This is a genomic window from Thermodesulfobacteriota bacterium (assembly GCA_035559815.1).
Classification (GTDB): domain Bacteria; phylum Desulfobacterota_D; class UBA1144; order Nemesobacterales; family CSP1-2; genus DATMAT01.
The window spans coordinates 43,976-65,391 of sequence record DATMAT010000028.1 but is presented as its reverse complement, the minus strand read 5'-3'; the positions used below and the strand labels follow the sequence as shown (position 1 = coordinate 65,391).

18 protein-coding genes and 2 pseudogenes are annotated in these 21,416 nt (G+C 47.2%); 14 read left to right on the top strand and 6 right to left on the bottom strand.

Translation table 11 applies throughout. The annotated features are described in order from the left end of the window. The first annotated feature begins 141 nt into the window (after positions 1-141). From VNN20_08250 to glcF, 5 genes and pseudogenes are all read left to right on the top strand, one after another. A pseudogene (locus VNN20_08250) lies at positions 142-420 on the top strand (acyl-CoA dehydrogenase family protein). Positions 421-590: 170 nt separating this feature from the next. Then, positions 591-2,318, top strand: coding sequence for an AMP-binding protein (locus VNN20_08245; GenBank protein ID HWP92171.1), 1,728 nt, complete (start codon positions 591-593; stop codon positions 2,316-2,318). Positions 2,319-2,398: 80 nt separating this feature from the next. Further along, positions 2,399-2,833 carry a heme-binding protein gene (locus tag VNN20_08240; GenBank protein ID HWP92170.1) on the top strand — a complete coding sequence of 145 codons (435 nt, stop codon included), beginning with the start codon at positions 2,399-2,401 and terminating at the stop codon, positions 2,831-2,833. A 127-nt stretch (positions 2,834-2,960) separates the two neighbouring features. Beyond that, the gene (locus tag VNN20_08235; protein ID HWP92169.1) at positions 2,961-3,884 is read left to right on the top strand and encodes an NAD(P)-dependent oxidoreductase; all 924 of its coding nucleotides are present in this window, start codon (positions 2,961-2,963) and stop codon (positions 3,882-3,884) included. A gap of 29 nt (positions 3,885-3,913) precedes the next feature. Beyond that, entirely contained in the window at positions 3,914-5,215 is a 1,302-nt protein-coding gene (gene glcF, locus VNN20_08230; GenBank protein HWP92168.1) for a glycolate oxidase subunit GlcF, read from the top strand. 7 nt (positions 5,216-5,222) lie between these two features. Here the strand turns inward: glcF and VNN20_08225 are convergent, their stop codons facing one another. The 4 genes from VNN20_08225 to VNN20_08210 form a co-directional block, all read right to left on the bottom strand. After that, on the bottom strand, positions 5,223-5,483 hold the full coding sequence (locus VNN20_08225; GenBank protein HWP92167.1) for a metalloregulator ArsR/SmtB family transcription factor: 261 nt from the start codon (positions 5,481-5,483) through the stop codon (positions 5,223-5,225). Positions 5,484-5,614: 131 nt separating this feature from the next. Continuing rightward, the gene (locus tag VNN20_08220; protein HWP92166.1) at positions 5,615-5,965 is read right to left on the bottom strand and encodes a SnoaL-like domain-containing protein; all 351 of its coding nucleotides are present in this window, start codon (positions 5,963-5,965) and stop codon (positions 5,615-5,617) included. 92 nt (positions 5,966-6,057) lie between these two features. After that, positions 6,058-6,495, bottom strand: coding sequence for a DoxX family protein (locus VNN20_08215; GenBank protein HWP92165.1), 438 nt, complete (start codon positions 6,493-6,495; stop codon positions 6,058-6,060). 321 nt (positions 6,496-6,816) lie between these two features. Beyond that, positions 6,817-7,095 (bottom strand): hypothetical protein, encoded by a 279-nt coding sequence (locus tag VNN20_08210; GenBank protein ID HWP92164.1) that lies wholly within the window; start codon positions 7,093-7,095, stop codon positions 6,817-6,819. A gap of 195 nt (positions 7,096-7,290) precedes the next feature. On the opposite strand from VNN20_08210, the gene VNN20_08205 reads away from it, so the two are divergent. Then, positions 7,291-10,383, top strand: a complete 3,093-nt coding sequence (locus VNN20_08205; GenBank protein HWP92163.1) for a sigma 54-interacting transcriptional regulator — start codon at positions 7,291-7,293, stop codon at positions 10,381-10,383. Between the two features lie 32 nt (positions 10,384-10,415). Next, positions 10,416-13,271 carry an AMP-binding protein gene (locus tag VNN20_08200; GenBank protein ID HWP92162.1) on the top strand — a complete coding sequence of 952 codons (2,856 nt, stop codon included), beginning with the start codon at positions 10,416-10,418 and terminating at the stop codon, positions 13,269-13,271. Between the two features lie 68 nt (positions 13,272-13,339). Here VNN20_08200 and VNN20_08195 read toward each other — a convergent pair whose 3' ends face one another. Continuing rightward, the gene (locus tag VNN20_08195; GenBank protein ID HWP92161.1) at positions 13,340-13,945 is read right to left on the bottom strand and encodes a diadenylate cyclase; all 606 of its coding nucleotides are present in this window, start codon (positions 13,943-13,945) and stop codon (positions 13,340-13,342) included. A 153-nt stretch (positions 13,946-14,098) separates the two neighbouring features. Then, positions 14,099-14,212, bottom strand: a pseudogene (locus tag VNN20_08190) (AMP-binding protein). Between the two features lie 152 nt (positions 14,213-14,364). On the opposite strand from VNN20_08190, the gene rimP reads away from it, so the two are divergent. The 7 genes from rimP (at position 14,365) to truB (ending at position 21,411) form a co-directional block, all read left to right on the top strand. After that, on the top strand, positions 14,365-14,787 hold the full coding sequence (rimP, locus tag VNN20_08185) for a ribosome maturation factor RimP (protein ID HWP92160.1): 423 nt from the start codon (positions 14,365-14,367) through the stop codon (positions 14,785-14,787). A gap of 12 nt (positions 14,788-14,799) precedes the next feature. Next, positions 14,800-16,107 carry a transcription termination factor NusA gene (gene nusA / locus VNN20_08180; GenBank protein HWP92159.1) on the top strand — a complete coding sequence of 436 codons (1,308 nt, stop codon included), beginning with the start codon at positions 14,800-14,802 and terminating at the stop codon, positions 16,105-16,107. A gap of 122 nt (positions 16,108-16,229) precedes the next feature. Beyond that, positions 16,230-18,851: a translation initiation factor IF-2 gene (gene infB, locus VNN20_08175; GenBank protein ID HWP92158.1), complete on the top strand. Its 2,622-nt coding sequence runs from the start codon at positions 16,230-16,232 to the stop codon at positions 18,849-18,851. A gap of 16 nt (positions 18,852-18,867) precedes the next feature. Continuing rightward, positions 18,868-19,158 (top strand): DUF503 domain-containing protein, encoded by a 291-nt coding sequence (locus VNN20_08170; protein ID HWP92157.1) that lies wholly within the window; start codon positions 18,868-18,870, stop codon positions 19,156-19,158. Between the two features lie 12 nt (positions 19,159-19,170). Next, positions 19,171-19,524: a 30S ribosome-binding factor RbfA gene (rbfA, locus tag VNN20_08165; protein HWP92156.1), complete on the top strand. Its 354-nt coding sequence runs from the start codon at positions 19,171-19,173 to the stop codon at positions 19,522-19,524. Continuing rightward, a complete protein-coding gene (locus VNN20_08160; GenBank protein ID HWP92155.1) occupies positions 19,517-20,503 on the top strand; it encodes a bifunctional oligoribonuclease/PAP phosphatase NrnA in 987 nt (328 codons plus the stop codon). Before rbfA ends, VNN20_08160 begins: the two co-directional genes overlap by 8 nt. After that, positions 20,500-21,411, top strand: coding sequence for a tRNA pseudouridine(55) synthase TruB (gene truB / locus VNN20_08155; GenBank protein ID HWP92154.1), 912 nt, complete (start codon positions 20,500-20,502; stop codon positions 21,409-21,411). Before VNN20_08160 ends, truB begins: the two co-directional genes overlap by 4 nt. The last annotated feature ends 5 nt before the right edge of the window (positions 21,412-21,416 follow it).

Here is a 21,416-nt window from a genome sequence, read left to right as displayed (position 1 = left end):
CTTCTCTTGCCGAGTTCAGAATTAGATTATTTTGATGTATTAGCAGTAGAGGGTTCATTGTTGTATACGCTAATTGAGGAATGAGTCGCCATGAATTAAATGCTGAAATATGGGTTTTTACATATTATATTAAGTTGATATATGGCGACCCGGATCGAAGCGTCGAGGCTTCTTGTCTGGCAGGCGGCCAAGATGAAGGATGGAAATATGAAGTTCACTAAACACTCGGCAATGGCCAAGGTGTTCGCGTCTGAGACTGCAATGTGGGTGACGACAAAGGCAATTCAGATTCATGGAGGATATGGATACACGACGGATTATCCAGTCGAGAGACATTTTAGAGACGCAAAAATCACGGAGATTTATGAGGGGACATCAGAGATTCAAAGAATCGTGATTGCCAAGGAGGTGTTAAAGTAATCTCCGTGAGTTTGTAAGTACATTGAATTTGTTTTTATAGAGAAGGTAAATGCTTGCATTTTGAAAAAACTTTTTTTTGCACTACAAAAGCCAAAAAATAAAAGTTATATTAATTTCTTAAAACCCAACTAATATCGGTTTATTTTCAAAATCGCGAGAAGGAGCGTATCATGCGTCTTTTATTTAAACCACGAGACCCTAAATACGTTGGCGAAGGGACCTTACCGTTCGGGACATTCGATGACACAAAGGGATGGTTACCCATTACCAGATATCTGGAAAAGGGCGCAGAAATGTTTCCGGATAAACCGATGTTTCGAGTGGCGGATAGGGACGGCAACCTGGCAAATAACTACTCCTACAAGGAAACAAACCAGTGGACTAATCGAGTGGCCAACGGTCTTGGGCGGAAGTTTGGTGTGAAGAAGGGAGACAGAGTGGGCATATACATGCTCAACTGCGCCGAGTACGTTATCTCGATCATCGCCATCCATAAGGCAGGGGGTGTGCAGGTTCCTATCAACAAAGACGAAAAGGGGGAGCGTTTAGCTTATATCATTAATCATTCAGAGATGGTCGCTCTGATTATTGATTCTGATAGTATTCCGCTCGTCCAGGATGTAGCTAAGGATTTAACAAATCTAAAAACCATTTTCGTCACCGGAGAGCCGGACCTAGTTCCTGAAAATATCGGCGGCATCGAAACCCTACCCTTTGAAAACTTCCTGGATTTTTCGTCGGATAATCCGGGTATAGACGTATCTATCGCCGATATGGAACGCTGTATGTTTACATCGGGCACCACCGGAATGCCTAAAGGGGTTATAAGAAGCCACGGGGGTGTGATTTTAACGGTACGAGGTTATATTCAACAGCAAGGTGTCCGCAGCGGAGATGTTCTCATGAGCGTCCTCACCCTTGGCCATGCCAATGCTCAGGTCATGTGTCTTTTTACCTCGATTGGAGCTGGTGCTACGGCGGTTTTTTATCCACGTTTTTCAGCTTCGAGCTTCTGGAAGTGGGCTTCTGAATGCGGTGCCACTTGTGCAAACATGCTGGGTGCAGTAGCCGAGTATCTATGGGCATCCCCCCCCAGCGAATGGGACAGGAAGCACAAAATTCGTATCATGCTATCTGGACCGGCACCGCGTAATCTCGAGGAATTCCAGGACAGATTCGGAGTCCGGATCATCGATGGCTACGGGTCTACGGAGATGGGTATGGTACTCTGGAAAGACCCTGAGGATCAACGCCCCGGCTCTTCAGGTTACCCGATGGAGGGTTATTATTTGGAGCTTCGCGACCCGGAGAACACGAGCAAGGTTATACGCCCCTTCTGGGATCCTTTTGAAAATCCCACACCGCCAGACGAGGCCAAAGGACTACTGTTTATTAAGCCGTTAATTCCACACACTACTCTTAATGAATACTTCAAGGAGCCAAGGCGAACAAGAGAGGCATTCGATGACGACGGTTTCTTCAATTCGGACGACATCCTGGCGCAGGGAATAGATGGAAGGTTCTATTTCCAGGGGAGGCACAGTCGAATAAGGGTCTCGGGAGAAAACGTAGACCCGATTGCGGTTCAAGATGTGGCCATGCGCTATCTGGCGGTACAAGAAGCGATTGCCGTAGGGATTAGGCTCCCCAATGTTTCGGACGATGAAATCAAGCTAAACATAACTCTAAAACCGGAGGGATCTTTCGAACCGGTAGAGTTTTGCAAATGGATGGCGGAACAAGCGCCGGTGTTCATGATACCCCGGTTTATCGAGATATATCCGGATGGATTTCCGGTCACCGCTACCCAGAAGGTCAAAATGGCCGAGCTTAAGGAAATTACAGAAAAGACTTGGGATCGCTCTAAGACCGGTCTTAAGTTCAGCGCCCGTAAGTAGCTTTTTGCCACAGAGCACCGAGAACAAAAAAAGTTTGTTTAGCGATGTTAGTTTGATAGATGATGGTGATGTGAAACGAGATGATAACAGTACCCAAGCTAACCTTGGAAGACGCCAAGATCATACTTCAGGGCGCCGAGAAGAAGGCCAGGGAAATAGGTGTGGACATGGATATCGCGGTTGTAGATGACGGTGGGAATCTGTTGGCCTTTTATCGCATGGACAAGGCTAAGATAACCAGTATCGACGTTGCTATTAACAAGGCTTTCACCGCTGCTGGAGCGAGAAAGGGAACACACGAGTATGCGGAAATTGCCGGCCCCGGTAAACCGGCTTTTGGAATTCACGTGAGCAACCGGGGAAGGTTCATGATACTTGGGGGCGGTCTTCCTATTTTTGTTGATGGTCAAATCGTAGGTGGTATCGGTTGCAGTTCGGGCACTGTGGACGAGGACCGAATCGTGGCCCAGGCTGGAATAGATGCGTTTATGGCATATTTGGATTATAAGAAATGAATTGTTAGTACTTTTATTCGTTCCTTCCCCCCTTTGTGGGGTTAGGATGGGGGTGAAAAATTACCCCCCCCTTATCCTCCCCCGCAAAGGGGGGAGGACAAAAAGGGTTTAATAGCTAATCAAGTAGATGAAAAGCATAAACCCGTCTCAAACTAGAATAGGCTGGGTCGGTACCGGGGTAATGGGTGCTTCAATGTGTCAACACCTGATAACCCATGGGTATCAGACCGTTGTGTACAACCGTACAAAAGACAAAGCAGAAAGGCTTTTAGATGCCGGAGCAGCTTGGGCCGGTTCTCCGAGAGATGTAGCCAACGGAGCCGATATCATCTTTACCATTGTGGGATTTCCGTCTGATGTAAGAGAGGTTTATCTCGGGGATAATGGACTTCTAAGCGGCATGAACGATTCGAAGGTGTTCATCGACATGACCACTACAAAACCGTCACTGGCGATAGAGTTGTATTACGCCGCAAGACAAAAGGGCGCTAGCTTCATCGATGCTCCCGTTTCCGGGGGAGATGTAGGGGCGCGTAATGCCAGTCTTTCCATCATGATAGGCGGGGATAAGGAAATAGTCGATTCGGTAATGCCTTTGTTGGAGTTGCTGGGTAAAAAAATCGTTTATCAGGGCGGTCCCGGCTCCGGACAGCATACCAAAATGTGCAATCAGATTGTAGTAGCCGGAACCATGATCGGGGTGTGCGAATCTTTAATCTATGCCTATAAAGCCGGACTTGATGTCGAGACAATGCTGTCATCGGTGACGGAAGGGGCGGCGTCAAGCTGGCTGCTCAGCAATCTTGCTCCGAGGATTCTAAGACGGGACTTCGAGCCGGGGTTTTTTGTAGAGCACTTCATTAAGGATATGGAGATTGCCCTTGAAGAGGCTAGCCGGATGAATTTATCTCTTCCCGGCTTGGCTCTGGTAAATCAGCTTTATGTCGCGGCTAAGGCTCAGGGCTATGGTCGTTTGGGGACACAGGCTCTTATGCTGGCTTTGGAGAGTATTTCAAATATGGAACGGGACAATGATAATAAACCAAGGTAAAAGTAACTCATGTTTTATTGGAAGAGAAGATGTCTAGTTTCCAAGCGTTCGACGAGATAGATAGACCAAGGTATGACCTAATTCAAGATTGCGTGCACTGTGGCTTCTGCCTAACCGCTTGTCCCACCTACCTTCAAACCGGTAATGAACTGGATTCTCCCCGGGGAAGAATATACTTGATGAAATCAGCGGTGGAGGGGAAAATCCCCATGGCTGAGGGTTTAGTCAAACACCTGGATTTATGCTTGGGATGTCTTGCCTGTGAGACAGCTTGTCCCTCCGGTGTGCGCTATGGAAGCCTGATTGAATCTGCCAGGTCCCAGATAGAACGTCGGTACGAAAGACCCGTCTCCGAAAGGCTATTCCGCTCCCTTTTATTCTCTATTTTCCCCTATCCGAAAAGGCTTAAGCTTCTCTTACCTTTTGCTTTTATATACCGAGCTAGCGGGTTGGAACGATTAATGAACAATCTGGGTGTGCTTCCCGAGAGATTGTCTCATGCCCAAGCTATCCTGCCGGATATAAAGCTTTCGTCTACGTTTTCTAAATTGCCTAATACCATACCGGCTAAGGGGAAAAGACGCTTCCGCGTGGCTATGCTGGCCGGATGTGTGCAGAGCGTGTTATTCCCTCGGACAAACGAAGCAACGGTGAGAGTGCTTTCGGAAAACGGATGTGAAGTGGTTATACCGGAAAAGCAAGGATGCTGCGGGGCGCTTTCCATACATACTGGGAGGCTGTCCGAGGGTAGAGACTTGGCCAGGGCGAATATCGACGTCTTCTCAGGATATAATGTAGACGCAATTATCGTCAATTCTGCCGGTTGCGGCTCATCGATGAAGGAGTATGGGGAGATTCTAAGGGAGGACCAGCCCTATGCAGAGAAGGCAACGAAGTTAAGCGAAAAGACCAAGGACATTATGGAATTTCTGGCGGATGTAGGGCTTCAGGGTCACTTAAAAGAACTGAAATTACGAGTTACCTACCAAGATGCCTGTCATATAGCCCATGCCCAGAGAATAAAAGCACATCCGAGAAAGGTCATCAAGCAGATACCGGGAATCGATTTCATAGAGCTTCCCGAGTCCGACCTCTGCTGCGGAAGCGCCGGGATATACAACCTTATCCAACCGAAAATGTCGGAAAGTCTTCTCGACCGTAAAATTTCCAATTTAAAGAAGACAAATGTAGATTATTTGGTCGCCGGTAATCCGGGATGTCTTCTTCAGATTCAGATGGGGATCAGGCGGAGTGGATTGAAAGTTAAAGTCGCTCACCCGGTTGAGCTTTTAGATTGGGCTTATAGCGGGGGCTTTGTTAGAAGAGCATGAGAAGAATCTATTTTTTTTTAACAATCTCTTCTAAAGAATCTATTACGTGTTGTAGTTTGTTTCTATCCAGAGAATAGATCCTAGTTTGAGCCACTTTTCGTTCGGTTATGAGACCTGCTTCTTTCAGGATTTTAAGATGGTTGGATACGGTGGGTTGAGAGATTTTAAACCGGCTGGCTATTTCTCCCGCGGTGGCACTACCTTTCCCCAATATTGTCAGGATTTCCCTCCTTGTTTCGTCACCTATGGCTTTAAAACAGCATCCCATTTGTTTCCCTTTTTCTAGCCCTGTTTGTGAAGTTAGATAAGGTTATTTTAAAAGAGCGAATGGTCATATTCAATAGAAAAACGATTATGGCGAGTAGAGACGCGATTAACTGCGTCTCTACGGGTTTAATATCAGCCTCCGTAATAGAATTTCTCGTGGATTATCTTTCCATCTTTCCACTTTTGCACGGCCACTTGATGATACGTTTTCTTCCCCCATTCTTTATGGGTGTAATCGAAAAACCACTCTACCATGGTTACGTCGTCCCCGACTGCCACTGCCTTTACCTCTGCACCCCTGAATTCGGTCAAGTTTGCCAGAAACTGTTTTTCCCGCTCTCGGTTAGCATCCTTGCCGACCGTGGGTGGCTGGTCATTCTCCTGCATGACCACATTGTCGGCATAGTATTTCTCGAACGCTTCCAGTATTTGCCCTTTGAGTATCATGGAGTTTAGGTCTTCTACCTGCTCTCTTAAGCTCATGATAAACCTCCCATTTAGTTTTTTATAATCGATTTTAGATTTATTCGAATAATCTTATTTACTCATACATAGCTTGATCTGAGATTAATAATCTAGCTGCTGATGGCCCTATCCACCGACCATTTGCCCCCACCCTTAATCAGAACTACAAGAGCAAGTCCAATTGCCAGTAGATGGTATTCAAATCCCTCTCCCGGTTGGTTGCCCGACCAATTCATAAAAAACCCATTGGGTAAATGAACCAAAAAGATTGCGCCGAGCATAATCAGCGTAATTCCCAAAGCGGCCAGACGGCTGAGAAAGCCGATTATCAAGCCGACGGCTCCGAAGGACTCGCCAATAATTATCAGAAATGCAATGGCTGCTGGTACACCGCTATTCACAAAGAAATCCACAGTTGCGGAAAACCCGAATCCGCCGAACATACCAAGCAACTTCTGCAAGCCATGCGGCAGAATAACCACGCCCAAAAAGAGCCTAGCTATTAACACACTTAGATCATCCTCGGTCTGGAAAAATTTATTCATCACGACTTAATCCTCCTTATTTGTTAGTTTTTTTCGTTAGCCACTTTTCCGTCCAAATTTTGCTTTGTTCAGCAAGCTCTTTGCTGGAGGTATAAGATACTATTTTGCCGTCTAGGTATATGCCCCAATACGTGATTGACGGCCTATTCCTGGTACTATGTTTCCCTATTTTATCATTAACATGGCTCCAGTTTAAGCTTCTATCCGAATTGCTGACGAAAGGAATTAAGGTCATCTCCATTTCTAGTTACCTCCGAATCTATCTAATTATGTAAGATAAGAGCCACCGGAAACTGCGCGTGGCTCCTATAATCTCTATTAGCCTTATGACCTTGTCCTGACCGGGACTTCTACCCCGAAAACTATGTAGCTATCCCTATCCTCTGTTTCACGCTGAGCCCTGAATGACGGAGAGGGCTTAGCATTCTTCGGGCTTGTATAGAAGCTGATGAAATCCTTCTCTACATCTCCACCTTTTACATTATTCACGATTTTGTTCTTAGCCAAGGGCTTCGTATATAGCTCCATATAGTCGGTGGCGAATGCCAGTGATGGTAGGACAAGAGCTAAACCCAGACCTGCTATTACCATTAACCTCTTCATCTGCTTTACCTCCTATTATTTTGTCGTTTCTATATTTAGATAACAATCTAATAAAAAGGATTCACTTTTAATCTCATGAAAAATTTTGACTGCGGCCAGGCCGTAGATATTTCCGGCCCGACGAGAAAACCGTACCCGTAGGCTCTAATTGTATCCTTTCCAAAGTGAAACGGATTAATAAAGCGGGACTAAAGAGTGAGGGAGAATTTCGATTGGGTTGCCTCTCTTTTTATGACTGTGCGTACACATTGCTACAAGCTTGATAGGGTTATGGCTTATCCTCCTACCGAGTTTTTAAAATCTAGACGACGTGATATAGTATTAATAAAATTAAATTCCCTATTTTTACCTTTTGCGGTGAAAGTAACAAAAACTAAGAAGACCAGAAAGGGTCAATCTGCTACATCCGTACGGACTAAAGAAGCTAAAGGTCGCAACGATGAGTCCGTAGAGACTAAAGGGGAGCTGGAAAATTCTCTATCCCTTCTTCGTGCCACCCTGGAATCAACCGCCGATGGGATCCTGGTAGTGGATAGAGCGGGCAAGATAGTTACCTATAATCAGAAGTTCGTAGACATGTGGAGTATTCCCGCTTCGATTATGGAGTCAAGGGATGATGCTAGGGCTCTTGAGTTCGTCCTAGACCAGCTAAAAAACCCCGATGCTTTTGTCAAAAGGGTAGAGGAACTATACGAGCAGCCGGATAAAGAAAGCTATGACGTACTGGAATTTAAGGACGGGAGAATATTCGAGCGCTATTCCCAGCCACAGCGGGTCGGAGAAACAATAGTGGGTCGGGTATGGAGCTTCCGCGATGTTACCGATCGTAAATGCATAGAGAGGGAACTTGAGGATCGCGAAAAAAGACTCAAAAGACAGAATGAAGTTCTCCTAGAATTGGCCAGCAGCAGGATTTTAGAGCAAGGCAATCTAGATGCGGCTTTAAGAGAAATTGCGGAAGCAGCCGCACGCACGCTCGATGTCGAACGGGTAAATATATGGTTATATGATGATACCCGGTCAAGGGTTAAATGCGTAGAGCAATATGAATTGAGCGGTAGAGTACATTCAAAAGGATATGAGCTTTCTGCCGCCGACTATCCCCGCTACTTCAAGGCCTTGGAGGAAGAGCGCATCATAGCCGCACATGATGCCCATACTGACCCGAGGACGAGAGAGTTTTCCTCTTCTTACTTGACCCCATTTGGTATTACCTCTCTCTTGGACGCTCCGATAAGGGTTGAAGGCCGTATGGTTGGGCTCATCTGCCATGAAAACGTCGGACCGGCCAGGCAGTGGAGTTTAGAAGAACAGCATTTTGCCGGTTCGATGGCCGATTTTATCTCCTTGGCTATAGAGGCCTGGGAGCGAAAAACTGCCGAGGATGCACTTAAAGAAAGCCTGGCCCAGTTATCTAAGAAGAGCCGATACGAGTCGATTATCAGTACGGTAACAAGAAGCGTGCATCAATCGCTTAACTTGGAGGACGTCTTAGAAAACGCTGTAGACGTCATGAGCAAGAATATAGGTGGCGCAGAAAATGTGGGAATATGGCTTGTGGAAGGGGACGAGGCGGTTATTAAGGCATTCAGGGGGTTTCCTGACTGGTTTACCAGAGAGGTAAGCAGAATTCCATATCCAAAAGGAGCTACATGGAAGACAATCATCGAAGGCAAGCCCACCTATTCTCCCGATGCGGAAAAGGATAAAATTCTTGGACCTGCCGGTATAAAGCTCGGAACAAAGAGCTATCTTTCCATGCCTATCCATTTCGCTGGCACGACTGTCGGGGTTATAAACATAAACTCATTTGAAAAGAATACTTTTGACGAAGAAGAGTTAAAACTCCTTGAAATCGTAGCACAGCAAATAGAGTCCGCAATAAATAACGCAAAGCAGGCCGAGGCGCTAAAAAAATCCGAAGAAGCCCTTAAAGAGAGCCTGGCGCAACTTTCCAAGAAAAACAGATATGAGACCATAATAAGCACGGTTATTCGTTCCATCCATCAGTCTACAAATCTTCAGGATGTTATCGATAATGCTGTTCAAGCAATAATGGAGAATATAGACCGAGCGGACAGTGTGGCTATTTACTTCGTGGAAGGAGAAGAAGCGGTCTTGAAAGCGCAAAAAGGGTACTCGGAGTGGTATTTGGAGCGCGTGGGCAGAATCCCTTACCCAAAAGGTTATGCCTGGAAGGTGATCATGGATGAGCAACCAAGGTATTGCGCTGATGTGGACGAAGACACGGTCATAGGGCCAGCGGGCAGGGAGTTCGGGATAAAGAGTTACTTGTCTATGCCTATTCAATTTGAAGGCAAAACCATAGGAGTGATAAATGTGAATTCTTTTGAAAGAAATGCCTTTGATGAGGATGAGTTAAAACTGCTGGAAATCGTGCGAGAACAAATCACCGTAGCCCTCGGGAACACCCGCCAGCGAGGAGCGCTTCAAGAAGCTCTTTCCGAGGTGGAGTCGCTTAAAAGACGTCTTCAGGCTGATAATCTGTTTTTCCATGGGGATGCAAAGGCCGAACACAGCTTCGAGGAGATTATAGGCCGGAGCCCACTTCTTATGAAGGTGCTGCTAAAAGTGGAGCATGTGTCCACTACCGATTCAGCCTTATTGATCGAAGGCGAGAAGGGTACGGGCAAAGAGCTTATTGCCCGCTCTATCCATAAACTGAGCCCCCGAAGTCATAACCCGTTTGTCAAGATTAATTGTTCAGAATTCCCGAAAAATCAAATAGAGGGCGAGCTATTTGGTCGTGAGGAAAAAGGGGGTTTTAGCGGTGCACTTTCTCTCTCCATCGGGCGTTTTGAGTTGGCAAACGAGGGTACGGTTTTCCTCGACGAGATTTACGGCTTGCCGCTTGAAATACAGTCTAAATTGCTCAGGGTGCTCCAGGAGGGTGAATTCAAGCGTCTGGGCGGTTCAAATACAGTGAAAGTCGACATTCGACTGATTACCGCCACGAGCCACGACCTGGAACAAGCCTTGAAGTCTGGGCTCTTCAGTGAGGAGTTATACAACGAGCTAAAGGCATTTCAGATCAAAATCCCTCCTCTTCGCGATCGTAAGGAAGATATTCCCCTCTTAGTAAAGCATTTTATCAACAAGCATGGAGCTAGGATTGGAAAGAATGTGGGGATGCTTCCACAGGGTATCATGGATACCCTTCTGGCCTACGACTGGCCCGGCAATGTTCGCGAACTGGAAAGTGTAATCGAGAAAGCGATTATCTCGGTAGACGATATGGATTTAGGTGAGATGCTTAGTACTCACTAAAAATGCCTCCTAAAAACAAGAGGGTCTTGTAGATGAAAGAGAAGGTGAAGAACATTAGCCAAGCCTTGCTATTAGCAATGGATAAATACGCAGGTAGAACCTGCTTTAAGGTCAAAAGAGATGGTCGTTATCGGGACATAACTTATGGCGAGTTTCAAAAGCTTACTTTTCGTCTGGCTCAATTTTTTAGAAGACAGGGTTTAGACAAAGGCGACCGGGTGGCTATCATTTTGGAAAACTCCCCTGAGTGGATGTTAGGCTATGTAGCTTCTTTATTGTCCGGCATGGTTGTGGTACCACTTAATCCTCTCTTACCGGCAGAAATACTTCGCTTTGCATTGCAACACTCGGGCACTTCGCTAGCATTTTTTCAGGGCAGGGAGCAAAGCCGTATAATCAAGGAATCGACCGAGGAATTTCCTCGTTTAAGCACCCTGCTTTTTTTAAAGGGGCAGGAGAAACCGGCGACGAATGTTGTTTCCGTATTTACGATAGAGGAGGCTCTCTCCGAGGCGGTGGATTATGAGCAAGAGCTGACAATAAGGACTACCGCCGAGAGCATCGAGCCGAGCGCACTTGCTTCCATTATCTATGTAGTCAAAGAAACGGGCAAAATCAAGGGGGTAGTTTTTGACCATGAGCAGACCATACTCGGGGCGAGGTATATCGCCGAATGGTTTGTTTTGGATGAGAACGATTTAGCCTTTACACTGGTAAGCTGGGGCTTTGTTCCCAGTCTGGTTGCCACCCTTCATTATTTTTTATCTGGGGTGCCTAACGTTCTAGCCGAGAGTATGGAGAGGGTATTCGAGAACATGCAGGAGACAAGCCCAACGGTTATCATGACCATACCCTCCGGGTTTGAATTTATACATAGTGGAGTGATGGCTCAAGTAAACCAGCTACCGGAATCTAGAAGAAAGGTTTTTCAATGGGCTTTGGCTACCGGCAAAGAATACCGGGCTAAGGGTCTTGCCGCCTCGGAAGAGTTGAGAGAGCGCTACACTAGGGCGGACATGACGTTTTTTAATCCTATTAGGGCCATGATGGGTGGACGACTTCGCCGCATCTATTCTGCGGGTGCCCCTCTTTCTCATGAACTCTTTGATTTTGCGGAGGCCTTAGGGCTCTTGCCACTTAATATTTACGGGACCTTCGAGGCCGGCGGTTTTCCGGCAGTCAGCCGTCCTAACGCTAGACGTCCGGGTTCCTGCGGCCAGGTCGGTCCAGGATTTCAGGTCCGTATTGCCGATGACGGAGAAGTTCTAGTTCGCGGTGAAACTGTGTCGCGTAAATACTGGAATGACCCCGATGGAATAAAACAGGTAATCGACCCGGACGGTTGGCTGCACACCGGAGACCTTGGACGTTTCGACCAGGATGGCTATCTTTACATCATCGGTCATAAGCAGTCGCTGATCGTTCTATCCGCGGGTAGTAAGGTAATTCCTACCAAAATCGAGAACGCTCTTATGGCTAATCCATTTATTTCACAGGCCCTTGTCTTTGGCGAGGGTAGGCCCTATATCTCAGCTTTGATCGTGCCCAATCTTAAAGCAGTGGCGGCGCACTTACGCGAAAATGGGGAAGATGAGATGCTTACGGCAAACGCCTCTCATCCTAAGATTAAGATGTTATTGGATAAAGCGGTGGCCGAGGTTAATGCCCAGTTAAATATCTGGGAGAAAATAGAAGCCTATACCCTGGTTGACCAGCCGCTTATAGAAGGTATTGGTGAGCTGGGAGATTCCAACCAAGTCAACCGGAACTTGAAAGCCGAGCAATATGCCGCATATATAAATGCCATGTATCCGATGACTATTCGGATGGAAGAGAAGGCAGTCACCCAGGTTCAGCTCCACCCGGAACAACTGCGTGAGCTATTGGAGAAGCAGGACATACTCGATGCCTGGATGAAAGATGCCGGTATCGAATTTCTCTTCGACCTGGCCATGTCTAAACAGATTGATGCTCCATCAATGGTACATATTTGTGAGACCGCCGCCGCCATCGCTCAGATGCAGAGCGAGGAAAAGCCCCTCTCCACCGCCCTGGTTGTAGGCGACCCTGTGCATATTGCTCGCATCCTCCCCGAGAGCGAGATTCAACTGCAGCGCTACGACCACATTAGACGCATGCGCCAGGTTGTTATCTCCCTATCAAAGATGGTTGACGGGCTTGTGCTTGGTTATGGAGTGGATAAGCACGGATACCTTAGGCGTATACACAAACTAGAAATAAAACTCGATGAACCGGATACCTTCCTATTGGGTCCCCAATTTCGTCATCATGCGGCAATATCCAAACAATGTGATGCCGTGGTCTTTTTCGTACCCGTTGGGGGACGCCAGGTTCGGGTATTTGCGGACGGACAGCTCGTAGGCCGCTATTCGAACGGCAACTGGTCTTCTGAGAGCATAACACTGATTGACGAGGCAGTTGTTCGATTAGCCGAGCAGAAACGATACGACCTGACGTTGATGCGCCGGGTGTTTCGATGCGCCTTCAGGATGTCCGAGGAGAATCTAGGAGCTATTTTTCTTCTGGGTGATGCTAATGTCATACTGGAGCGTTCCGACCCGCCGGAGATCAGCACTTATGCTACGATCGTTAATGCCGATATGGAGAGGTTATCTGACCGCGAGCTGATAAATTTTGCCAAGCAGGATGGGGCGACCATAATAGACATACACCAAGGCAGATTCAGGGGCTGTATGGTTTTGCTGAGACCTAGGGCCGATACCCAGGCAGAAATAGGCATTGGTAAAGGCTCGCGCCACAGCAGTGCGGCTAAGATGAGTGCCGAGGCGGAATGCTTGGCTATAACTGTCTCGCAGGATGGCCCGATCACCGTCTATGATTGCGGGCAGAGGGTACTCTCGTTGTGAAGATTGATTAAGTCCATACGATGAAGCTAGATATAAAGAAATCGAAATTAACGCATAAGCCTTTTCCATCAGTCTTTACTAACGACGGTTATTTCTTGGTTAGACTTTTGCGAATATGGCTCGGTAATGTGAAGGGAATAATACTTGAGCATCCAGAGCTCGGGAATGATTTCACCGATGATTTCTCCGTTATCGAACACCCTAACCATGGAGCTTTCGGAGACCACCACTGCTACGGCATTTGTCTCTCTAGTAATCGAAGCCGCTGCCATGTGACGGCTGCCCAAACCAAGTGGCAGGTCGATTCCTTCTGAGGAAGAGTTAATATACCGGCAAGCAGAAATCACAATTCCGTCGTCCGATACGATAAAGGCTCCGTCTAATTGGGCCAATTCTTTGACCGTTTCTCTCATGTTATGGTCGCGGATATTTTTTTTACTGGCTTTATGCCCCAAAAGTGGATCGAGTATCATACATTTGGAACGTCTTAAAACCTGGTCCGAGTCTGAAACTATGAACATCGTACCTATTTTTCTTCCCTCTCTTCCTTCACGCGCAATCTCAATGGCCAGGATTACCACTTGTTCGAGCGTCTCGGAGTTGATTCCTCTTTTTCTGGAACAAACGCCCTTGAGTATGTCATAGTATGTTTTTAAGGGTTGCCTTAGTTTCATATCTGATTATGTTTCCAAAATACAACTGGAATTATTAAAAATAGATTTTTGACCGAACTAGCACTATTAATTTTAACAGGGGTTTTTAGTTGTACAAAGTTAAGTTTTTGTATTGCCGGGCCGCTTTGCCGCTCCTGGTTCTATGAGATTGGTTTATATGGACAACCAACATTCATTATAACCCCTCGCACTGTAATAGTCGGCAGCATGAGATTTTATTACTCCTTTAGACCTTCCGGTTGTGCCGGATGTATACATAAGCCGTGCTACATCCTTTAGGCTTACTTACACTTGCTCTGAGAATTTCATTGAGGTAGAATATACAACAAAAAAGCGGGTCAAAACCCGCTTTTTTGTTGATAGATGATATAGGTATTGACGTGTCAGAGGAAAAGTTAATTGAAGTCGTTCGAGAAATAATGAACCCGCTTATCCTGGAGCAGGGACTCGAACTGGTTGACATCGAATACCGGAGAGAGCCCCGGGGAAAAATACTGAGAATATACATAGACAGGGAAGGCGGTGTGACCATCGGAGACTGTACTAAAATAAGTAGAGAGTTGGGTACGCTCTTGGATGTCTACGATGTAGTGCCCGGCCCGTACAATCTGGAGGTGTCTTCTCCCGGGTTGGACAGGCCGCTCAAAAAGCCCAGAGATTTTGAGCGATTCAAGGGGAAAAAGGTACGAATTAAGACAAAAAGCGACATCGAAAATGCCAGGCTTTTCATCGGTGTGCTGCTTGACTATGTGGACAACGTGGCAACGGTAGAAGCAGATGGACGTACCTACTCCATTCCTTATGAGCAGATTGAGAAGGCAAATCTGGAATTGGATTTTTAGGAGGTTATACGAATGGCTACCGAACTCAGCCGGGTCATAGATTCTGTGAGCAAGGACAAGGGCGTAGAAAGAGAGGCTATCATTGCCGCCATCGAAGAGGCGGTCCTGTCTGCTGCCCAGAAGCTTTTTCGAATGGAGGACAAGAATAAAGAGCTCGAAGTACATTATAACGAGGAGGAAGCCGACATAGAGCTATTCGAGTTTAAGACGGTTGTTCAAGAGGTTAAGGACCCGGACTTGGAGATAAGCCTGGAAGAGGCAAAGGAGCTAGACCCGGAAGCCGGACTGGGCGACCTGATCGGGGTAAAAATCAACCCGGATTTTACCAGGATCGCCATTCAAAACGCAAAACAGAAGATACTGCAGAAGCTCAAGGAAGCCGAGGGAAAGGTAATCTACGAGGAGTTTAAGAGTCGTAAAGGTGAATTGGTGAGCGGGATTGTCAGAAGAATCGAGAAAAAGAATGTAATCGTAGACCTGGGAAGGACTGAAGCCGTAATACCCCAAATCCAGCAGGTTCCCAAGGAATATTACAAGGCTAAAGAAAGGGTGAGGGCAGTGCTCATAGATATAAAGGAAACCAAAAGAGGCCCGCAGCTAATACTTTCGAGAGCTCACCCCGACTTCGTCAGGAGATTATTTGAGGCTGAGGTTCCGGAGATAACCGAAGGTATCGTGGAAATTAAATCCATATCCCGGGATCCGGGGAGCCGCACCAAGATCGCGGTTGCTTCCAAGGATTCGGATGTAGACCCGGTAGGAGCTTGCGTAGGTATGAGAGGCTCGAGGGTGCAAAATATCATTCAGGAGCTCAGGGGTGAAAAGATTGATATCGTTCCTTGGTCATCGGATCCGGCTAGGTTCGTCTGTAATGCCCTTTCCCCGGCCAGGGTAAACAAGGTTATTATCGATGAGAGCAACAGGTCTATGGAGGTGATTGTCGATGATGACCAGCTTTCACTGGCAATAGGAAGGCGGGGACAGAACGTAAGGCTGGCATCCCAGCTCACTGAATGGAGGATAGATATAAAGACCGAGTCACAGGTGAAGCGCGAGCAACAGGAGGTTGTTTCTCTACTCATGACCCTGCCCAATGTCGGAGAGGTCACGGCTAACCTTTTGTATAACGAAGGATTTCACTCTTTGGAGGATATCGCATTTTCCGATCCGGAGACCCTGGCCAAATCCGGTGGCCTCAAAAGCGAGGAGGACGCGCAAAAAATCCAGGTTGCGGCGAGGATTGCCCTCAAAGACAGACTGGAAAAGATGTCTTTATCAGAACAGCCCTCCAACCAAACTGACGAGGTGCATGAAAGCTGACCGTATTTTTCATTTCTGAGCGCGGGGAGCTTAACCCTATCACTTTTGCATAATATTAAAGTTTTGGGTAACATAGTCTTGACCAAGGGAATCGTTATATCCTTTCCAAGGGTGCTAAAAGAATGGCAAATATTAGAATCTATGAACTTTCAAAGGAATTAGGTGTATCGAATAAGGAGGTCATAGATGCGGCAAATGACATGGGCATAGCTGTGCGCAGCCACGCCAGTTCGGTTTCCGAAGAGGAAGCTAAAAAATTAAGAGAAAAAATACAGATACCCAAAAACCAAAATCGTGCCGCGGACCAGGCTGAAGCCAAGGAAACGAAGGAAGCGGTAAAGGTGTTTCGATCCGAAAGCGGGGAAGAGGTAGTAGAAAGGAGGAAAGGAAGCACCGTAATAATCAGGAAAAAGAAAAAAGTAGAAGAAGTAGAGACAGAAGAGGCCCCTACACCAGAGGAGGAAGTAAAAGAAGACATGCTCTCATTATCTTCGAAGACGGATTTACCAGCCCAGGTCGTGGAGCACGAGGAGATGGAGGGATTCGATAAACAGGATAGGCCGGCCGATACTAAGGAACCCATCGTTCGCTTAGAAAATGGGGCGGCTGAGGAGGATTTAACATCGGCGACGGGAGAACCGGTAGCGGAGGCTAAGGCAAAAACGGAAGCACCGGAAAAAGCCGAAGAGGAGAAGGAAGACGAGTCCAAGGTTCTACGAAAGAAGGGGCGTAAGGCTAAGCCCAAGAGGGAAGAAATTATAGATGAAGAAACCCTTGAAGAACTGAGAAAAGCTTTCCGGACCAAGCTCCCGGGGAGGAAAAGAGAGTATTTGGTCGAAGACCGCCGGTCTCGAGGAAAGACATTGGGCGACGGCGGGACTTATAGAAGGGCTCACGACAATGCACAAAGGGTGCGGCAATTCAAAAGCGCACAAACGCATCTAAAGGATACTGAGTCTGCTCAGGTAATTCCTTTTCCCTCCAAACAGGCAAAACGGGTCATAAAGGTCGGTGAATCCATTAATGTGGGGGATCTGGCCAAGAGCATGAGCGTAAAGACCGGTGATGTGATAAAAAAGCTCATGTCTCTCGGCGCTAAGGTTACCATAAACCAGTCTATAGACCATGAGACTGCAGCTATTTTAGCCGAGGAGTTCGGCTATGAGATTTCGGTGGATATTTTCGCTGAGGAAGAACTTCTTCTCGATCAAAATACGGGCGAGGGCGAGGGACTTCTTCCAAGGCCTCCCGTCGTAACCGTGATGGGACATGTTGACCATGGAAAGACCACCCTTCTTGACGCCATAAGACATACAAAAGTGGTGGAGCAGGAGGCGGGGGGAATCACGCAGCATATCGGTGCTTATAGTGTGAAGGTGGATGGAAGACATGTTGTATTCATCGACACGCCCGGACATGAAGCATTTACTGCGATGAGGGCAAGGGGTGCCCAGGTCACGGATATCGTTATACTGGTGGTGGCTGCTGACGACGGTGTTATGCCGCAAACGGTGGAGGCTATAAACCATGCAAAGGCTGCTGGTGTTCCTATAGTAGTCGCTATAAACAAGGTCGACAAGCCCGAGGCCAATCCCGATAATATAAAGAGACAACTGTCGGAAGTAGGGTTGGTTCCCGAAGAATGGGGTGGAGATACCTTGTTTGCAGAAATATCGGCCAAGAAGAAAACAGGCATAAATGAACTGCTGGAGCTCGTTCTTCTCCAGGCGGATATACTTGAGCTCAAGGCGAATCCCAACAAGAGGGCCAACGGCGTGGTCATTGAAGCTCAACTGGACAAAGGAAGGGGTTCCGTGGCCACGGTGCTGGTGAAGGAAGGAACATTGAGGGTCGGAGACTATCTGGTGGCGGAACGAACCTACGGCCGGGTTCGGGCTCTCATAGACGACAAGGGAAAGAGAGTGGACGAAGCAGGCCCTTCAATCCCGGTCGAGGTGATGGGCCTATCCGGCGTGCCCAGTGCCGGTGAGCTATTTTATGTTGTAGCGGACGAGAAAACGGCAAAACAACTAGTCAGTTTTAGAGAAACCAAAGAAAGAAAGAGAATAGCGGCGAAGCAAACCAAGCTCTCGCTCGAGGATTTATTCGAGTCGCTGGAAAAGGGAGAGATAAAGGAGTTACCTTTGGTCATAAAAGCGGACACCCAAGGTTCGGTCGAGGCGGTGAAAGAGGCCATAACTAAGTTGAGCACGGATAAGTGCCGGGTAAAGATAGTGCACGCCGGAGTCGGAGCGATAAACGAAACTGACGTTGTACTGGCCAGCGCATCAAACGCCGTAGTAGTCGGATTCAACGTTCGTCCGGATATGAAGGCTATGGAGGCGGCTGAAAGGGAGAATGTCTCACTGGAGCTTCATACCGTTATATACGATGCTGTCGACCGAATAAAAAAGGCTATGGAAGGCCTGCTCGAGCCGGTGATCAAGGAGAAGGTGATAGGGCATGCGGAAGTCAAAGCCACTTTCCATGTTTCTAAGATGGGAACAATCGCCGGATGCTTGGTTACCGACGGGAAAGTGGTAAGGGGAAATAATATCCGGGTAGTGAGGGATGGAGTGGTAATCTTCGAGGGAAAGATTTCCTCCCTCAAGAGATTCAAAGACGACGTAAGAGAGGTTCAGAGCGGTTATGAATGTGGTATAGGCATCGAGAATTTTAACGATATAAAGGTTGGGGATACCTTCGAGATTTACAGCTTCGAGGAAATTAAACAAAAACTCTGACCTTTTGTTCCGCATAATGGTGGTAGGACTGCTCAAAATAGAGCTCTACATGAATGGCAATAGGTCCCTCAAGGGAAAGAGACAGGTGTTGAGAAGTTTGATTCAGCGAGTAAAGTCAAAGTATGTCAATGTTTCAATTTCCGAAGTTGATTCTCACGACCTTTGGCAGAGGGCAACTATTGGGGTCTCGTGCGTAGGCAACGAAACTCCTTACGTTAATTCCACCCTGGATCAAGTTTTAAAATTTATAGACACCACCGGAATTGTCCATATATTAAACCGCGAGATGGAGATTATTCATTTCTAGGAGAGGCCGCATTTGGGATTTGGTTACAAGCGCGCGGACAGGCTCGGTGAGTTAATTCTCAAGGAAATCTCTCAAATGATTCTTAGAGAAGACATAAAGGACCCCAGGGTACGTGCCGCGGTGCTCACCGACATAAGAATCACCGACGATTTAGGCTTTGCCCGGGTGTATTTTACGGTATTAACTGAGGATGCAAATAAGGAGGAAATCTTGAGCGGCCTAAAATGTGCGTCCGGGTTCATAAAAAGGGAACTGTCTAAAAGGCTCCGGATAAAAAGGGTTCCTGATTTCCACTTTGAATACGACGATGTGCTTGAAGAAGGCTACCGGGTTGATGATATACTGAAAGGGGTCAAAGTTGAGTGACCTGGAGAGAATAATTCAGTCTATAAAAAAGGGAAAAAGATTCCTCATCGTTTCTCATGAGAATCCGGACGGCGATGCCATAGGCTCGATGTTAGGGTTAGGCTTAGCCCTAAAAGGCATGGGTAAACAGGTTGTTTTCTACAACAAGGACGGGACTCCGACTGTCCTTCAATTTTTGCCCGGCTCGGATGGGGTAAAGAAGTCTTTAGAATTCGCTGGTGAGGGCTTTGATGCCACGTTCATCGTAGACTGCACCGACACGAGCAGGGTGGGAAAGGATTTTGAGGTTTTTGCCGGCTCTACCACCGTCGGCACCAAAATCATAATCGACCATCATCAGACCAACAAACCTTCTGCTGACCTGTACCTTCTCGACCCCGATGCCTCTTCCACAGGAATGATAATACATTCACTACTTAAAACCTTATCTGTCCAGATCACTCCAGACATAGCCACAAACCTGTATGCTACGATCGTCGTTGATACGGGCTCTTTTAGGTACTCGAACACTAATAGAGATACATTCAGGGTAGCGGGGGAACTGGTCGAAATGGGCGCCGACCCCTGGGAGGTCTCTCATGCCATTTATGAGAGTGAGCCATTGGCCAGGCTCAGGCTGCTTGGATTGGTACTGCCGACGCTTGAGGTTACCGAGGATGGACGCATCGCCTGGGTATTCGTGAACAGAGAGATGTTTAGACAAACCGGTACTGGCAGGGAAGATACGGATGGGTTCGTAAATTTCCCCCGGTCAATCAAGGGAGTTGAGGTGGCCTTGCTCTTCAGAGAGGAAGAGCCCGGAGAAAACGGCTCAAAGTGGAAAGTTAGCTTAAGATCGAACAGCGAAGTGGATGTCTCGGTGATTGCCGAAAAATTTGAGGGAGGCGGACACAAAAGAGCGGCTGGATGCATGCTAGTTGGTAGCTTATCCAACGTGCGTCAGCGATTATTAAGCACCATAAACGAGGCACTCGGGTGAACGGAATATTAGTCTTGGATAAACCAAAGGGTATGACTTCCCAGGGAGCGGTAAGCAGGGTGAAGAGGTCACTCAAAATAAGACGGGCTGGACATACTGGTACTCTGGACCCGTTCGCCACCGGTGTTTTGCCTATATGTGTTGGCAAAGCTACAAAAATTATTCCTTTTCTGGATGAAGACTTTAAAGATTATGAGGCGGTGCTTAGGCTGGGGATAGCAACTGATACCATGGACGTGACCGGGAATGTTATTGGAGAGAGGAAGGTAGAGGCGATAACCGAGGCCGATATTCAAAGAGTTTTATCCAAGTTCAAGGGTAGAATCTCGCAGGTTCCCCCGATGTTCTCGGCGCTCAAAAAGGACGGTGTTAAGCTTTACCAGCTGGCCAGGCAGGGCAAAGAGGTAGACAGGCCCAGCCGTACAGTTATGATTAAAGAACTAAAGCTTCAGGAGTTTAACCCTCCTTATCTTCGGTTCTTCGTCTGCTGTTCTAAAGGGACCTATGTAAGGGTATTGGGTTCGGAGATAGGAAATGAGATAGGATGTGGTGGACACCTGGTCGAGCTCAGGAGGGTTCGAAGTGGAAGTTTTGGCCCAGATGAAATGGTCTCTATGGAGAGTGTCTTAGAGGGTAGGGTCAACTTGATTCCCTTGAGTAAGGCTCTTTTTCACATAAAAGATATAGGTGTAAAGGACGGGGTATCGGAGCGCATAAAGCAGGGAAGACAAGTCATAAAGTCTTACCTTAATTGGTCTAACGTTCCTCGATTTGAAGCCGGGGATAAAATGAAGGTATATGAGAAAGACGAACTGGTCTCCATTGGGGAGGCAGTTGTAAGTTCGGATGATTTGGATAAATTAGATAGCAATAAAGTGGTGCTAAAACTGCTTCGGGTTTTCAACTGACCCAG

What these genes read in the sequence shown, in the direction of transcription:
- rimP (HWP92160.1), top strand. Translation starts at nt 14,365, where the DNA reads ATGAACCCGCTTATCCTGGAGCAGGGACTCGAACTGGTTGACATCGAA.
- VNN20_08245 (HWP92171.1), top strand. Translation starts at nt 591, where the DNA reads ATGCGTCTTTTATTTAAACCACGAGACCCTAAATACGTTGGCGAAGGG.
- VNN20_08240 (HWP92170.1), top strand. Translation starts at nt 2,399, where the DNA reads ATGATAACAGTACCCAAGCTAACCTTGGAAGACGCCAAGATCATACTT.
- infB (HWP92158.1), top strand. Translation starts at nt 16,230, where the DNA reads ATGGCAAATATTAGAATCTATGAACTTTCAAAGGAATTAGGTGTATCG.
- VNN20_08220 (HWP92166.1), bottom strand. Translation starts at nt 5,965, where the DNA reads ATGAGCTTAAGAGAGCAGGTAGAAGACCTAAACTCCATGATACTCAAA.
- VNN20_08170 (HWP92157.1), top strand. Translation starts at nt 18,868, where the DNA reads ATGGTGGTAGGACTGCTCAAAATAGAGCTCTACATGAATGGCAATAGG.
- VNN20_08225 (HWP92167.1), bottom strand. Translation starts at nt 5,483, where the DNA reads ATGGGATGCTGTTTTAAAGCCATAGGTGACGAAACAAGGAGGGAAATC.
- glcF (HWP92168.1), top strand. Translation starts at nt 3,914, where the DNA reads ATGTCTAGTTTCCAAGCGTTCGACGAGATAGATAGACCAAGGTATGAC.
- VNN20_08195 (HWP92161.1), bottom strand. Translation starts at nt 13,945, where the DNA reads ATGAAACTAAGGCAACCCTTAAAAACATACTATGACATACTCAAGGGC.
- VNN20_08235 (HWP92169.1), top strand. Translation starts at nt 2,961, where the DNA reads ATGAAAAGCATAAACCCGTCTCAAACTAGAATAGGCTGGGTCGGTACC.
- VNN20_08210 (HWP92164.1), bottom strand. Translation starts at nt 7,095, where the DNA reads ATGAAGAGGTTAATGGTAATAGCAGGTCTGGGTTTAGCTCTTGTCCTA.
- VNN20_08200 (HWP92162.1), top strand. Translation starts at nt 10,416, where the DNA reads ATGAAAGAGAAGGTGAAGAACATTAGCCAAGCCTTGCTATTAGCAATG.
- nusA (HWP92159.1), top strand. Translation starts at nt 14,800, where the DNA reads ATGGCTACCGAACTCAGCCGGGTCATAGATTCTGTGAGCAAGGACAAG.